The organism is Metabacillus dongyingensis (assembly GCF_019933155.2).
Classification (GTDB): Bacteria; Bacillota; Bacilli; order Bacillales; family Bacillaceae; genus Bacillus_P; species Bacillus_P dongyingensis.
Genome location: NZ_CP082944.1, coordinates 4,922,922 through 4,937,260, shown reverse-complemented (window position 1 = coordinate 4,937,260; position 14,339 = coordinate 4,922,922). Strand labels below are relative to the sequence as shown.

Annotated in this window: 15 protein-coding genes; 10 read left to right on the top strand and 5 right to left on the bottom strand. The window is 40.2% G+C overall.

The features are described from left to right. Positions 1–34: 34 nt before the first annotated feature. Positions 35–493, bottom strand: a complete 459-nt coding sequence (locus tag K8L98_RS24385) for a hypothetical protein (protein WP_223438748.1) — start codon at positions 491–493, stop codon at positions 35–37. Between the two features lie 788 nt (positions 494–1,281). Between K8L98_RS24385 and K8L98_RS24380 the strand changes: the two genes are divergently transcribed. Both K8L98_RS24380 and K8L98_RS24375 read left to right on the top strand, forming a co-directional pair. Further along, positions 1,282–2,247, top strand: coding sequence for a quinone oxidoreductase family protein (locus tag K8L98_RS24380; RefSeq protein WP_223438747.1), 966 nt, complete (start codon positions 1,282–1,284; stop codon positions 2,245–2,247). 300 nt (positions 2,248–2,547) lie between these two features. Next, the gene (locus tag K8L98_RS24375; protein WP_223438746.1) at positions 2,548–2,862 is read left to right on the top strand and encodes a CHY zinc finger protein; all 315 of its coding nucleotides are present in this window, start codon (positions 2,548–2,550) and stop codon (positions 2,860–2,862) included. A gap of 263 nt (positions 2,863–3,125) precedes the next feature. Here the strand turns inward: K8L98_RS24375 and K8L98_RS24370 are convergent, their stop codons facing one another. Then, positions 3,126–3,380 carry a GlsB/YeaQ/YmgE family stress response membrane protein gene (locus tag K8L98_RS24370; RefSeq protein WP_223438745.1) on the bottom strand — a complete coding sequence of 85 codons (255 nt, stop codon included), beginning with the start codon at positions 3,378–3,380 and terminating at the stop codon, positions 3,126–3,128. Positions 3,381–3,605: 225 nt separating this feature from the next. On the opposite strand from K8L98_RS24370, the gene K8L98_RS24365 reads away from it, so the two are divergent. Then, complete coding sequence (locus K8L98_RS24365; protein WP_223438744.1) at positions 3,606–4,811, top strand: class I SAM-dependent rRNA methyltransferase; 1,206 nt, start codon at positions 3,606–3,608, stop codon at positions 4,809–4,811. A 245-nt stretch (positions 4,812–5,056) separates the two neighbouring features. After that, complete coding sequence (locus K8L98_RS24360; protein WP_223438743.1) at positions 5,057–5,827, top strand: alpha/beta fold hydrolase; 771 nt, start codon at positions 5,057–5,059, stop codon at positions 5,825–5,827. 134 nt (positions 5,828–5,961) lie between these two features. Here K8L98_RS24360 and K8L98_RS24355 read toward each other — a convergent pair whose 3' ends face one another. Next, positions 5,962–6,519, bottom strand: a complete 558-nt coding sequence (locus K8L98_RS24355; protein ID WP_223438742.1) for a GNAT family N-acetyltransferase — start codon at positions 6,517–6,519, stop codon at positions 5,962–5,964. A gap of 420 nt (positions 6,520–6,939) precedes the next feature. Between K8L98_RS24355 and K8L98_RS24350 the strand changes: the two genes are divergently transcribed. Together K8L98_RS24350 and K8L98_RS24345 are read left to right on the top strand one after the other, a co-directional pair. Next, positions 6,940–8,121, top strand: a complete 1,182-nt coding sequence (locus K8L98_RS24350; RefSeq protein ID WP_223438741.1) for a ParM/StbA family protein — start codon at positions 6,940–6,942, stop codon at positions 8,119–8,121. 12 nt (positions 8,122–8,133) lie between these two features. Continuing rightward, on the top strand, positions 8,134–8,706 hold the full coding sequence (locus K8L98_RS24345; RefSeq protein WP_223438740.1) for a hypothetical protein: 573 nt from the start codon (positions 8,134–8,136) through the stop codon (positions 8,704–8,706). Positions 8,707–9,083: 377 nt separating this feature from the next. Here the strand turns inward: K8L98_RS24345 and K8L98_RS24340 are convergent, their stop codons facing one another. Then, a complete protein-coding gene (locus K8L98_RS24340) occupies positions 9,084–9,281 on the bottom strand; it encodes a YwbE family protein (protein ID WP_070878839.1) in 198 nt (65 codons plus the stop codon). Further along, complete coding sequence (locus K8L98_RS24335; protein WP_223438739.1) at positions 9,282–9,452, bottom strand: hypothetical protein; 171 nt, start codon at positions 9,450–9,452, stop codon at positions 9,282–9,284. Between the two features lie 153 nt (positions 9,453–9,605). On the opposite strand from K8L98_RS24335, the gene K8L98_RS24330 reads away from it, so the two are divergent. The 4 genes from K8L98_RS24330 to kduI all read left to right on the top strand — a co-directional run bounded on the left by K8L98_RS24330 (position 9,606) and on the right by kduI (position 14,327). Further along, positions 9,606–10,916: a cytochrome P450 gene (locus K8L98_RS24330; RefSeq protein WP_223438738.1), complete on the top strand. Its 1,311-nt coding sequence runs from the start codon at positions 9,606–9,608 to the stop codon at positions 10,914–10,916. Positions 10,917–11,015: 99 nt separating this feature from the next. Next, on the top strand, positions 11,016–12,248 hold the full coding sequence (locus K8L98_RS24325) for a DEAD/DEAH box helicase (protein ID WP_223438737.1): 1,233 nt from the start codon (positions 11,016–11,018) through the stop codon (positions 12,246–12,248). Between the two features lie 5 nt (positions 12,249–12,253). Next, positions 12,254–13,159, top strand: a complete 906-nt coding sequence (locus tag K8L98_RS24320; protein ID WP_223438736.1) for a phosphotransferase — start codon at positions 12,254–12,256, stop codon at positions 13,157–13,159. Positions 13,160–13,496: 337 nt separating this feature from the next. After that, positions 13,497–14,327 (top strand): 5-dehydro-4-deoxy-D-glucuronate isomerase, encoded by an 831-nt coding sequence (kduI, locus tag K8L98_RS24315; RefSeq protein ID WP_223438735.1) that lies wholly within the window; start codon positions 13,497–13,499, stop codon positions 14,325–14,327. The last annotated feature ends 12 nt before the right edge of the window (positions 14,328–14,339 follow it).

Genomic DNA, 14,339 nt, shown 5'->3' with positions numbered 1-14,339 from the left:
GCGGGACACATCACATGTGCCCGCGGTTTCTTTTTTAAGCTGAAAATCCTTCTTCATGCAAGTAATTTGCAGCCTCTTTATAAGTGGTAAACGTGCCGTCAAGGTTCAATCCAGCGTAGACATTCCACATACCATCTTCGAGAATTAAAACAAGAGTCTGTCCATCCTCATTTGTCCATTTTTCTTCTTCAAATTCTTCTATTTGCTCGTCTTCATGCACAGAAAGCGAATGAATGGATTTTTTGATGATGCTGCGCAATTCTTCTTCAGAAAAATCACGAATATTAACCATGCCTTTATCATTCGCAGCGTATCCTTTTACATATTCAGCATAAACGAAACCATTTCCGTTTGGATGAAGATGATAAACAACATTTTTCTTATCGTAAATACTTTCTTCAAAATGAAAGTTGATTCTTCCAAGAGAAACGTTCTTTCTTTGCAATTCTTTAAATGATTCAATAACAGCAAGCTTTTGTTCAAAAGTAAGCATACATATCCTCCGATAATCGATTCAATTTGTTTATTATATCACAAGGAGCCGATAATCATTTATTTGACTGGAATGAACGAAAACGATCCTGCATGTTCAAATGAGTTCGTTCATTTAGAGTACCCAACTGTGCTCTTTGAGTGCTCAAAATCCCAAATTTGTTCATTTAGAGTACTAAACTGCGCTCTTTGAGTGCTCAAAAACTAGGGAGGAGTCAGGTTGAGTACTCAATCACGGTCTGTGAGTGCTCAAAATCCCGAATTTGTTCATGGAGTACTCAACAGTGCTCTTTGAGTTTTCAAAAACTAGGGGGGAGTCAGGTTGAGTACTCAATCACGGTCTGTGAGTGCTCTAAATCCCGAATTCGTTCATTTAGAGTACTAAACTGCACTCTTTGAGTTCTCAAAAACTAGGGGGGACTCCAGGTTGAGTACTCAATCACGGTCTGTGAGTGCACAAAATCCCGAATTCGTTCATTTAGAGTACTAAACAGTGCTCTTTGAGTTCTCAAAAACTAGGGGGGAGTCAGGTTGAGTACTCAATCACGCTCTGTGAGTGCACAAAATCCCGAATTTGTTCATTTAGAGTACTCAACTGCACTCTTTGAGTGCTCAAAAACTAGAGGGGAGTCAGGTTGAGTACTCAATCACGGTCTGTGAGTGCTCTTTGAGTTCTCAAGATTAAACGTAAGAACTTATTGAGGTCAAGGCAATCGTTGAATTAAAACAATAAAAGGCAGCCATTTCTGATAAACTAAATTCATCAAACAGCAGGAGAGGAATGTTGAAATGAAAGCACTTGTCTTCAATAAATTCGGAGCGCCTGAAGTATTGACTTCAGCAGAGCTTGCAAAGCCTGTTCCGGGACCGGACGAAGTTTTAATTAACATGAAAGCAGTCGGGCTGAATTTTGCGGATGTATACCGCCGAAAAGGAAACTACCACTTAGAAGGAGAGCCGCCATACATATTAGGTTATGAGGGAGCAGGAATTGCAGCAGAAGTCGGCAGCGGTGTACAGGGCATTAAAGCAGGTGACCGGGTCGGCTTTGCAGATGTTCCGCATTCAAATGCAGAATATACGGCAGCACCGGCTGAAAAGGTGATTCCGCTGCCTGATGAGATTTCATTTGAAACAGCAGCATCCGTGCTTCTTCAAGGGCTCACAGCCCACTATCTGACGTCTGACAGCTATAAGATTAAAGAGGGTGATACGGCACTTGTTCACGCTGCAGCGGGCGGTGTAGGGCAGCTGCTCGTTCAGATCATTCGTTTATTGGGCGGGAAAGTCATCGCGCTTGTATCTACTAATGAGAAAGCAAGTATCGCAAAATCAGCAGGTGCAGAGCTGGCATTTGTTTATAACGATGACTGGAAGCAGAAAGTCCTTGAGGCGACAGATGGAAATGGGGCTGATGTTGTTTATGAATCAGTAGGTTCTACGCTTATGGACAGCTTTGATGCGACCCGCATAGGCGGAACCGTCGTGTTTTACGGCATGGCAGGGGGAGATCCTGTTCATATTGACCCGAGAATGCTGATGGATACTTCTAAAACGCTGACAGGCGGTGATCTTTGGAATGTGCTTACGTCCAGAGAAGAGCGCATTTCAAGGTCGAAAACTCTGTTCAAGTGGATTGCAGAAGGTTCCCTTCGCATTGCTGAACCCGCCCGCTTTGCTCTGGAAAATGGAGCGGAAGCGCACCGTTATCTTGAGAGCAGAAAAAGTACGGGGAAAATTGTTCTAATTCCATAAAGGGGAGGCTGCTTTTTTACCCGGACTTTTCTGCAGGATTTTATCTGCCATGCTTGAGTTAATCTTTTCCGTTCCATTCCCGCAGCTTTAGATGCTGTTATTTGACGATCTGATGCCGCTGTTAGCTTTCATTTCGTGTGAATTATAGTATACCTTATTAAACTTAAATCGGTGCATATAGCCCTGTTTCTGGCTCATTCTGATAAATTACCCTATTAATTATTCGAATAAGTGAAATTTAAGGCTGAATGGATCCTTATCCTTTCAATTAAAGTTTTTTTAGAGTGGAGTGTGCGTTTAATGACCGTTAAAGGAGTGGCACTTGATGCAAAAACAAGATGCCGACACTATGCGACTGACAAAGATATTATTGCCATCAAATTTAAATGCTGCGGGACCTACTATGCATGTTTTGAATGCCACGAGGAGCTGGCAGACCACAATCCAGAGGTATGGGGTAAAACAGAACGGGATATGCCTGCTGTGCTTTGCGGCTCTTGCCGTCAAGTGCTGACGATACAAGAATATATGAACAGCGGCAATACCTGTCCCAATTGCGAGTCTGCCTTTAATCCGGGCTGTCAAACACATTACCACTTGTACTTTGGTTCTTAAGCGTTTACTATGTATGCTTTTTGGGAAAATAAAAAGAAAAGAGGAGGAGTTTACATTGAAAAAACTGATTAGAAAAGCGATAAAATATGCTCCAATCGTCTATCCTATTGTAAAGAAAATGCTTAACAAGCGTAAAAATAGCGGACGTACAACTTACTAATAAACGTTAAACCGCTGCTGAAAAAAGCAGTGGTTTTTTTATGCTTTTTTTTAAAAACAAAAAACACCTGCTGATTCTTCAGCAGGTGTTCCGTTCCAATTCATTAAGTTCTTTTGCGCATTGAACGCAATACAAGGCTTAATAAGAAAACAAAGATGATAGCTCCAAGCAATGCAGGGATAATGGCGATGTCTGCTAAAGTTGGTCCAAATGTGCCAAGAAGCTCTCCGCCGATCCAAGCACCAATGATACCGGCAATGATGTTCCCTATAATGCCTCCAGGTACGTTTTTGCCTAAAATAACTCCAGCTAACCATCCGATTAAACCGCCAACGATAAGATATAAAATAAAGCCCATTTTAAATTCCGCCTTTCTTAAGATAGTGGTTGGTTTTTGTTTCTATGGTTGTTATTCCCCTGCCTTTTAGAAAAGAAACATCTTGCTGAAATTTATTTAATAATTTCCAGAAAAAATGAAGAAAATACTTCTTTTTTTAACAAGGACTTTCCTAGAAAGTGCAAGTTGTTTCATGTAGTATGGTAACAATAAGATAAGCATAATTTTTTAAGATGGGACGGAACTATGAAAAAAGAGACCACACTCACGATTAAATCTAAATATGTTAAGGAAATGAAAAATGGCAGCCCCTTGATTCAAAAGGATTCGGTAGTTAATCTTTCTAACTTAAAGCATGAAGGCGAGCTTATCAGACTTGTTGATGATCAGCAGCGGTTTATTGGCAGAGGATATTATGGAAAGCAAAATAAAGGAATCGGATGGATTCTCACATCAAGTGAAAGGGAAGAAATGAATCAAGCCTTCTTTGATCAGAAAATCCAAGCTGCCATCCAGTTCCGGAAGAACCTTTTCCAAAGCGAAGCCACGACAGCCTTCCGGGTTTTCAACGGTGAAGGGGACGGCATTGGCGGATTAACAATCGATTATTTTGACGGCTACTATTTGGTGACATGGTACAGTAAGGGGATTTACCAATTTAATCTCTATATTCTTGAGGCCTTAAAGAAAAGTGCTGAGATCCGCGGGATCTATCAGAAAAAACGGTTTGATTCCCAAGGGAAGTTTGTTGAGGAAGATGGGTTTGTAGAAGGGAATAGACCTGAATTCCCGTTAATCGTAAAGGAAAATGGCGTGAAATTTGCTGTATATTTAAACGATGGCGCAATGGTTGGTGTTTTTCTTGATCAAAGGGATGTAAGAAAGACCATTAGAGACCGTTATGCACAAGGAAAAACAGTTCTAAATTTATTTTCCTATACGGGGGCGTTTTCTGTGTTTGCTGCACTCGGTGGAGCTGTAAAAACAACCAGTGTTGACCTGGCAAACCGGAGTCTGAGCAAAACCATTGAGCAATTCAGCATTAATGAGATTGATTATGAAGCACAGGATATTATTGTTGAAGATGTTTTTCATTACTTTAAATATGCACTGAAAAAAAATCTAAAGTTTGACCTTGTCATTCTTGATCCGCCAAGCTTTGCAAGATCTAAAAAATATACCTTCAGTGCTGCAAAGGACTATAAAGACCTGCTTAAAGAAACTATTGCTTTAACGGAAGAACATGGGGTCATTGTCGCATCAACAAACTGCAGCACGTTCTCAATGAAGAAATTTAAAGCTTTTATCGATACCGCCTTTAAAGAAACGGGCGGAAAATACAAGATAAAAGAAGAGTTTTCTCTGCCGGATGACTTTAAAACGATAAAGGAATTCCAAGAGGGAAATTATTTAAAAGTGGTGTTTATAGAAAAGCTGAATCCAGTCAAATAATGACTGGATTTTCTTATGGTACTAGTTAGTTATGAATAATATTTGAAGGCAATGGTAAAGGTTGGTTTATAAAATATATAAATTAAAAACTCGTTGAATGATACGAATGTCTTAGTTTCCCTATAACTTTCGCAAAAATTGTTTTTCTCAAAGACTCCCATTAGCATTGGCTAGAACTTCAATAGATGAAACCAAAAGCTTGTTGTACACGTAAAGTAATGTAAACAAAGTGAGGTGTGCAGACATTGAAAATAGAGAAATATAAAGTGGAAACACCTAAAGGGACGTTACAATATAATATTAGTGGAAACGGCAAACCAAATATAGTTTTGATTAACGGCGGATCGGGACCGATAGAGGGTTGGATGAAAATCCTGCCGGCAATTTCGGAATCATCATCAGTCTTTTCCTATAATCGTTTTGGTGTTGGCGGCAGCGATAAACCGAAAGAAATCCAAGACGGGATAACTATTGTTAACACTCTGCGTGAAGCATTAACAATAGTGGAATTTGAACCTCCATTCTTACTGGTTGGACATTCACTAGGCGGCTTATATGCTAATTTATATGCCCGACTTTACCCAAATGAAGTAGCAGGAATTGTTTTTTTAGAATCCAGCCACCCGAAAGATATAAACCTTAATGAATATCAAGGTAAGGCAGTAAAAACTATTAATAAGATGTTCACGATGTTTGATACTTTATCTTCACATAAACAATTTAATGAAGTTAACTTTGTGAAAAAAACTGTGAATCAAATTCACCAAATCAATACTTTTCCCGAAATACCTGTATTTGTAATTACAGGTGGACAAAAACATCGAATGATGCCAGAGGAAGTTCGAAAAAAACGACTTGAGAATCAATTGGAATTACTTTCATTGTCAAGAAACAGCAAACACATTGTCGCTGAAAAAAGTGGACATTTTCCGCAATTATCAGAACCAGCTGTAGTGATTGACTCAATCAAAGATTGTGCAGAAGAAATAAATAAAACAAGCCATAACCTACTCTAAGACATATCTTTATCCCTCTCAATGAAAAAGCGGGCGCAGCACATTGCCTGTTTATAATGAATGCTGTTATGTTGAGGATGGATGGCTTGAAAGACTGCCTCAGCCTAAAATCTAACCAATAAAGAAAGCAGCATTCAACTGAAGCTGCTTTTTTTCCATTCTTCCTCAAGGAGAGAATGCATGATAACATCGCATGGCATATGATCCTGGATAATATAATTCCTTAGCCTTCCTTCCTCTTTAAAGCCTAAACGCAGAAGAACGCTTCTAGAAGGGGAATTCTCAAGCATAACCACCGCTCCGATTCGGATTAGCTCCATCTCCTTAAATCCAAAAGCAAGTACGGCCTTAATGGCCTCTGATGCATAGCCTTTGTGCCAATGCAGATGAGAGATTTCATAGCCTATTTCAGCTCGTTTGTACTTCTTTGACACTGCGTGAAATCCGCATGTTCCAATCAGTTCATTTGTTTCTTTGAGCTCAATGCCCCAGCGTATGAGTTTATTTGATTGATAGCCGATTTGAAACGTATTAATCAGGGACTCTGCTTCCTCTAATGTTTTAAAAGAATTCATTCCATAATACCTTGTTACCTCTTTGTTTGAGAAATAATCATACAATTTCACAGCGTCAGAACTCTCAATACTTCTTAGCCGTAAACGGTTCGTTTCTAATTGTGGAAATGATGTCATTTTTGTTCTCCTTTTTCTCCTTTAAAATGATTTATTTCGACAAGTACCGCCTCTTTACCTGCCGCTATTTTTTCTTAATTTCAAGATTAACAAAATGAATTAGCAGTTGCGGCTGTCCATCAGTTTCCATATATAGGGTTGGTGTTTACATGTATACAAGTTATGTGTACATGTAAACAAAATGTAATAAAATGTTTTCAATAATGTATACATGTATACAAACGTGTACGCATCCCGGTATTAAAGGATGTATACAAAATGTCTACGTTGTATACATCCTTGTATGCGTTGTAAACACTTTTGTAAACAAGTATACAAAAGTGTAATCATTATAACTCTATTGACGAAACTATCAATCTCTAATACTCTTTAATAGAATGGATTTTTATACTAATTCATGAAGTGAAAGGAATGGTGTTCATGAGTAATTCTAGAATCGCAGCAATCGATGTTGGAAATGATGCAGTAAAAGCAATTTTCGGAAAATACGACTCTCAACTATACATACCGAATGTCATTGCAAGAGACATTGAAGATCGCCCAGTCATTGGAATCGAAGAATTAGACAGCAAGGATCCGCTTGATGGAATCCATATTAAAGTTCACTCCCCTGCTTTAAAAGAAAATAATGCTATTTACCGTGTTGGGCACTTAGCTACAAAAAGCGACAATGCTTCTGAGCTTGATCCTGGCAGCAGCAAATCAGAAGAAGATCAAACGCTAGTTATGCTGTTTGCTTCAATTGCACTTGATGCAGTAAAACCTGAAAATGAAAAGGTGTTCCGCAGAAATAACAAAGTTATTGATGCAACATATACTCTTGGAACTGGACTCCCATTAAGAGAAGCAAAAGAAGGCAAGGATGTCGGTTACCGTTCTAAGCTTCTTGGAAATGTACATCAAGTTGAATTTTTGATTACTCCTAAATATCAGGGATTAAAAGTAAATATCAAATTTGACGAAGTGAAAGTATATCCTGAGGGATTTGCAGCTTATATCAACTTAGTGATGGACAAGGATTTAAACATCATCAATAAAGACTTGATTGATAAGCGCATCATCATCCAGGATATCGGCGGCCTTTCTACTGATATCGCAGTAATTAAAAACCGCAATGTAGATGACGATAAAGCACAGGGCTTTAACCTTGGCGTTGTAGAATCACTTGAAGCAATCCGTGAAGAGATCCGTACTAAGCATGGTGTTGAACTTGACAGCCGCCGTGATGTAGTGGAAATCATCACCAAGAAGACTGACCGCAATCATATCTATGTAAGAGGTAGCCGCACAAGCGTTCATGATATTACGGATCGCATTCTCTTAGATCTTGCGAAGAAGCAATATCGCCACCTGCGCAACGTTTGGCAAAAGAACTCACAAACTGAAATCTGCTATTTTGTCGGCGGAGGAGCCGTTGTTCTGAAAGATTACCTTAAAACGCTTAATAACAATCTTGACGGCTACAATATTGACTTCTTTGAAGATGAGAATGAAAGCATCTGGATGATGGCAAATGCTTATTATAAGCTCGTTTTTGACTTTTACCGCAAGTCAAACAAAGAAAAAAGCAGTGAAGATAAAAAAGCAGCTACTACCAAATAATAGGGTGGTTTTATGAATAAAGGCGCTTCATCAGGAATTCAAAGGGGACAGGCGATCACGTTTCGCATCCCCTCAGATACTCCTGAGCACATAATAAAACAGCTGCAGAAGCTGAAAGAAACGGAAAAAAGGAACTTCTCAAGCAAAATTGCTGAATTTGTAGCACAGGGTGTCAGCGATTCTTTTGTTAAAGAGAAGGAAAGCATCACAATTCCGCTTCCGCAAAAACTCAGCAAAGCGCAGAGAGACTGGATTAAACACGAGCACTCTGAAGCGCTGCTTGGGAGCATCGTGTACCAGATTCTCGCTGATCCAATTAGAGCAGCTTCTCTTCTTGCTTCATTTAACAGCAGGGCCCTTGATATTGATGAGGCCCTTTACTTGCAGGAAACACCTTTTCCGTCTGGCAGCCGTCCGGCTATACAGGAACCTGAGCCTGACGAGGATTTTGATGAAAATGCAGGCCTTGATGATTTCGATTGGGAAAAAGCTTTGCAGGAGTCAGCTTCATCGGCAGAAAAAGAAGTAAAAGAAGAAACAGCGGATGATTTGATCGGCGGGTTTCTTTCTAAAATGAATAAATGATAAAAAAGCTAACAGCAGATGTTAGCTTTTTTGTCTTGGTTAAAGTGTATATGCAAAGCAATATTGTAAATAGTATCTATTATTAAAAAAGCGAGAAAACCAACGAATGGCTTTTTAAAAGACAAAAACCACATCTAATAGTAGACATGGTCGCAGTTGATAAGAAATATAGAGGCCAGAAGTTTATGAGTCAAATCATTAGAGAGGCTGATTTCAGGAGGACATTCTGCGTTCTGGAGACGGAAACACTGGAAAATGTCTTAATCTGCGAACTTTGGTTTCCGGTTATCACAGAGTATAGAGGTGATAAAAGGGCAATTGACCGTTTATATCCTCGTTTATGATCCCTATCAGCAAATCATTTATACTGAATAATCTTAAGGAGCATCAATTGATTTTACTCGGCCTACTTGACCATCCTGAAGTCGCACTTTTATTCCGTGAGGGTGAAAAGCAGATTTTGTCAGAATATCTTTTACAACACCGCCCGTAAGCTTTCCTGATCGCTGATCCTGCTTCAGGACAATCTGAACAGGCGTACCAGGTTTAATATGTTCGCGGTTTTGACCGTTCATTTAAACACCCATTCTTCTGCGCTGATTATTTGTTTTCTTAGAAACCTGACTCTTCATGTTCTTCGTCTGATTAGAGCCTTTCATACTGGCATTTCCGTTTGCTTGTGCCTGTTTTTTGCTGGCAAGCTTTTGTTTAATCGCCTCTTCAAGTGTCATTTTCTTTTCTGACATAGGACAAACCTCCCTTTTAGATTTAGATGTACAGTCATTATACTATCATTCCCAAAATAAAAATAGAACTCTCTCTAAAAGCATTCCCTGAATCTGATTAATTTACAGGGCTGCTGTATACTATTAGTAACGAATCTGTTTAGGAGAATTGATATGATTGTACCTTTAGGCGGAAGCCAGCTGCGGAACTATATAGAATTTCGAAAAGACCCTCTTCTTTTTCTTTTAAAAACCCATACACAAGGGGACATCGTTGCCATAAATCCTCATTCAAAGAATACATCTTACATAATCCATTCCAGAGAAGCTGTTAAGCAGATATTAACTGTAAAAGAAGAGTATTTTGAAAAAGGTTCTTCTGCACGGACACTTGGGAAAACACTTGGAAGCGGTGTTTTAACAAGCGAGGGCGAGGAGCATAGGCAGCAGAGGAAAATGATGCAGCCTGCCTTTCATAAACGAAAAATCGCCGGTTATGCAGAAACTGTAACCTCAATGACTCAGGAAATGATCAGCTCATGGGAATCCGGAGAAACCAGGCCAATTCATGAAGATATGATGAATCTGACGCTTCGGATCATCGTCAAAACAATGTTTGGAGTTGATCTTTCTCCAAATACGACTCATATTACTAAAGCAGTAAGCGAAATCATTGAAAAAACGGCAAAATCCTTGCTGACACCCTTTCCTTTCCCTGATTTTTTGCCTACTGCTCAAAATAGAAACTACAAAAGAGGAGTCAAAACACTGAATGAACTGGCTGATTATCTAATGGAAGAAGGAATGAAGAAGTCTTCAGGAGATCACCTTATGTCTTTGCTGCTTGAAACAAAATATGAGAACGGTCAATCATTATCGAAAAAAGAAATAAGAGATCAAATTGTCACGATATTAATTGCAGGACATGAAACGACTGCAAATTTATTAACGTGGGTCTTTGCCCTTCTTGCCAAACATCCCGCTGCTGAGGAAAGAGTGCTTAGTGAACTGGACTTTTTTGGCAACGGCTTAAAGTTTGAAAATCTAAAAAAATTGCCTTATACCAATCAAGTTATACAGGAAGTACTAAGACTTTATCCTTCTGCGTGGATTATGCTCAGGGAGGCAAAGGCGGATGCTGAAATCTTAAATGAGACATTTAAGAAAGGCTCCATCTTCCTGATCAGCCCTTACGTCCTGCACAGAAATCCAGCTTATTTCACTTCTCCGGAAGAATTTATGCCTGATCGTTTTTCAAAAGAAAAGAAAGATCAGATTCCGATATACGGATATTTTCCGTTTGGAGCAGGGTCAAGGGGATGCATAGGAAGCCAATTTGCCATGATGGAAGCTGTGCTGATCTCTGCAGCAGTCCTAAAGCATTTTCGGTTAGAGTTTGCGGATGAGAAGCGAGCTCTGATGCCAGAACCGCTTGTCTCTCTCCGCATCAAAAACGGGATTCATATGACTGCAGTAAAAAGATAGTGATATTTTCTGGGAAATAGAGGTTCACTTGTCTGAGTTTTTTCATGAAATACAGTGTACAATAAGAATCTAAGCAACGACGGATAATAGAGAGGATATATGAGAAGAATGACGTTTTCAGCATTAGGAATTTCCGATAGATTAAATAAAGCACTAAAGCACCAAGGTATTTCAAGCCCTACTCAAATTCAGGAGAAAGCAATTCCTGCTGTCCTTAAAGGTGAGGATATTATAGCGAAAGCCCAGACAGGAACGGGAAAGACGCTTGCATTTGTTTTGCCGATTCTTGAAAAAATCAACACGGAGGATAAAGAAGTCCAGGCGCTGATTATTACTCCGACCAGAGAGCTTGCCATCCAAATCACGGCAGAAATAAAGAAGATTACAGACAGACTGAATGAGGCAGGAGTTCTTGCCATTTATGGAGGCCAGGATGTGGAGCGTCAGATTAAAAAACTGGGTCGCGGCATTCACATTGCTGTAGGGACACCGGGACGCATCCTGGATCACATAAGGAGGGAGACAATTGATCTTTCAAAAGTATCCACTCTTGTCCTTGATGAAGCTGATCAAATGCTTCAGGCAGGCTTCCAGAAAGATATTGAAGAAATTATAGCCCAAACCTTCGATTCCAGACAGACACTGCTGTTTTCAGCAACAATCACAAATAAAGTCAGAGACTTGTCCAGGCAATATATGACAAATCCCAAAGATATTACAGTTCAGGAAAAGCAGATTACTGTTGAAAAAATTACACAGCTTGTAGTTGAAACGAACGACAGGGCTAAGCAGGCGGCTCTTTTTCGCTTTTTAGACGAGCAGCGTCCCTTCCTTGCGATTATCTTTTGCAGGACAAAAATAAGGGCAGGCAGACTGTTTGATGCAATGAAGGCTCGGAAGTATGCAGCAGAAGAGCTCCACGGCGATTTATCACAGGCAAAAAGAGAAAAGGTAATGAAACTATTTCGCGAAGCCAAAATTCAATATTTGATTGCCACAGACGTAGCAGCACGAGGACTAGATGTAGAAGGGGTGACCCATGTCTATAACTATGATATGCCTCTCGATGCAGAAACATATATTCACCGGATTGGAAGAACGGGAAGAGCCGGTGATGAAGGAGTGGCTGTAACATTTGCCGCGCCAAAAGATATGGACGACCTCCATACCATTGAAAAGGGGATTGCGCTAAAGCTTCCGAGACAAAAGATTGAAATTCCCTCTTCCGAATACACATCTCAGCCCAAAAACAAAGATCAGGTTTACCGTCCTGAAAAAGCAAAAAGAGGATCACAATCCAATCGCGGAAAAGTACCAAGAAGGCCAAGGTAAATGCTGTGGGAAATCCTTGGTCTCCAGAACAAACGGTATCAGAGTCCCTGGCGGAAAAGCTAATCACAAAAGATTTTCCCGAGCTTCACCCTGTTCATGCGAAACTGCTCGGAAAAGGATTTGACAATACGGTATTCCAAGTCAACGGATGTTATGTTTTCAGGTTCCCCCGCAGGCAGATTGCTGTCGATTTACTGCAAACAGAAGAGCGGCTTCTGCCCATGCTGCCTGACATGGGAATAGCGATACCAGTGCCTATTTTCAGCGGTTCCCCTGGATTTGACTATAAATGGCCATATCTTGGCTATTCTTTTCTGCCAGGCCAGCCTCCAGCTGAATTAACGGAAAAGCAGCGCGCCAGCATGGCCATTCCATTGGCAAAGTTTTTAAAAACCCTTCATGCAATTCCTGTGGATAAAGCACTGATGGCGGGAGTTAAGTATGATTGCCTCGGAAGACTTGATATGAACAAACGAATTCCGATGCTAAATAAAACTGCAGAAAAGCTGTACAGTCTTCGTCCGGAAAGTGATACTATCAAACAGCTGCATAAATATGCAGAGATGCTTGTCCCAATTGGTGAAGCATCTGAAAAGTGTCTAGTGCATGGAGACTTGCATCTTAGAAATATCTTAGTGAACGAAAAGGGTTCACTGACTGGCATCATTGACTGGGGAGATACTCATATTGGGGATTCTGCCATTGATTTGTCAGCTGCTTACAGCCTTCTTCCTTTAGAAGCAAGGTCCTCTTTTTTTGAAGAATACGGGCAAATAAGTGAAGAAGCGTCTGAATTAGCACGATTTAAAGCTGTTTATACCCTTGCCGTTCTCCTTATTTATGGCATCGATCTGGAGGACTGGCAGCTGACAAGAATTATTGATAAAGCATTAAAGCATGCGATGAGTTGAAGGCTAAGCCCGTAAAATGGGCTTGGTCTTTTTTTGTGCCGGGTATGTTCATAAGCTAAAAGGTGCAAGTCCGTAAAACAATAGTCTAACTTGTTTATTAAAACCTTTGAATTTTTTGAAAATCCCTCTAGCTTTCTAAAAATGAAAGCGCTATAATTAAATTATGGAACGTTGTACCACGATGTGGAACAGTGTAAATCTAATATAACGTTTGTAATAATTTCCCTCGTAAAAGGGATGACATCATCAAGGACAAGCAGTAAAGATCAGTACATGAATTAGCTGTTATTTGAAAGCGTTTTAAAAATTATTTGCAGCATAAAAGGAGAGAGAAACGGTGGAAATTAGATATTCTACACATCCGGAGCACGCAAAAACTTTCACAACGGAACAGATTCGAGAACATTACCTGATTGAGGCGTTATTTGAAGCAGGAGAAATTAAGCTTGTTTACTCCATGGAGGACCGGGCTATTGTCGGCGGAATATCTCCTTTGGAAGATGTGATTGCTTTAAAGGGCTATGACGAGATTAAGGCAGATTATTTCCTGGAGCGCCGAGAAGTGGGGATATTCAATGTAGGCGGATCTGGAAAAATTAAAGTTGATGGTGATACATATGAAATGAAAACAAAGGATTGTTTGTATGTAGGAATGGGGAAGAAGGAACTGCTATTTGAAAGCGATTCCGCCGCAAATCCAGCGAAGTTTTATTTATTTTCTGCGCCGGCGCATAAAGAGTATCCGACTCAACAGGTCGCTTTTAATGACATTGAAGGAGATCGGATGGGCTCGAATGTGAATGCGAATGACCGGGTGATCAAGCGGATGATTCACGAGGAGGGCATTCAGAGCTGCCAGATTGCGATGGGAATGACGAAGCTTCATGCGGGAAGTGTGTGGAATTCGATGCCGACTCATACGCATAACCGCCGAATGGAAGTATATCTGTATTTTGATTTGGATGAGCAGGACAGAATGTTCCATATGATGGGGGAGCCCGATCAGACTCGTCATATTGTCATGAAGAATGAGGAGGCGGTCATTTCTCCTCCATGGTCCATTCATTGCGGTGTGGCAACGGGCAGCTACACGTTCATCTGGGCGATGGCCGGAGAGAACAAGACGTATCGGGATATGGATGCTGTAAGTATGAATGAACTGCGATAAACAAAAGTTTTC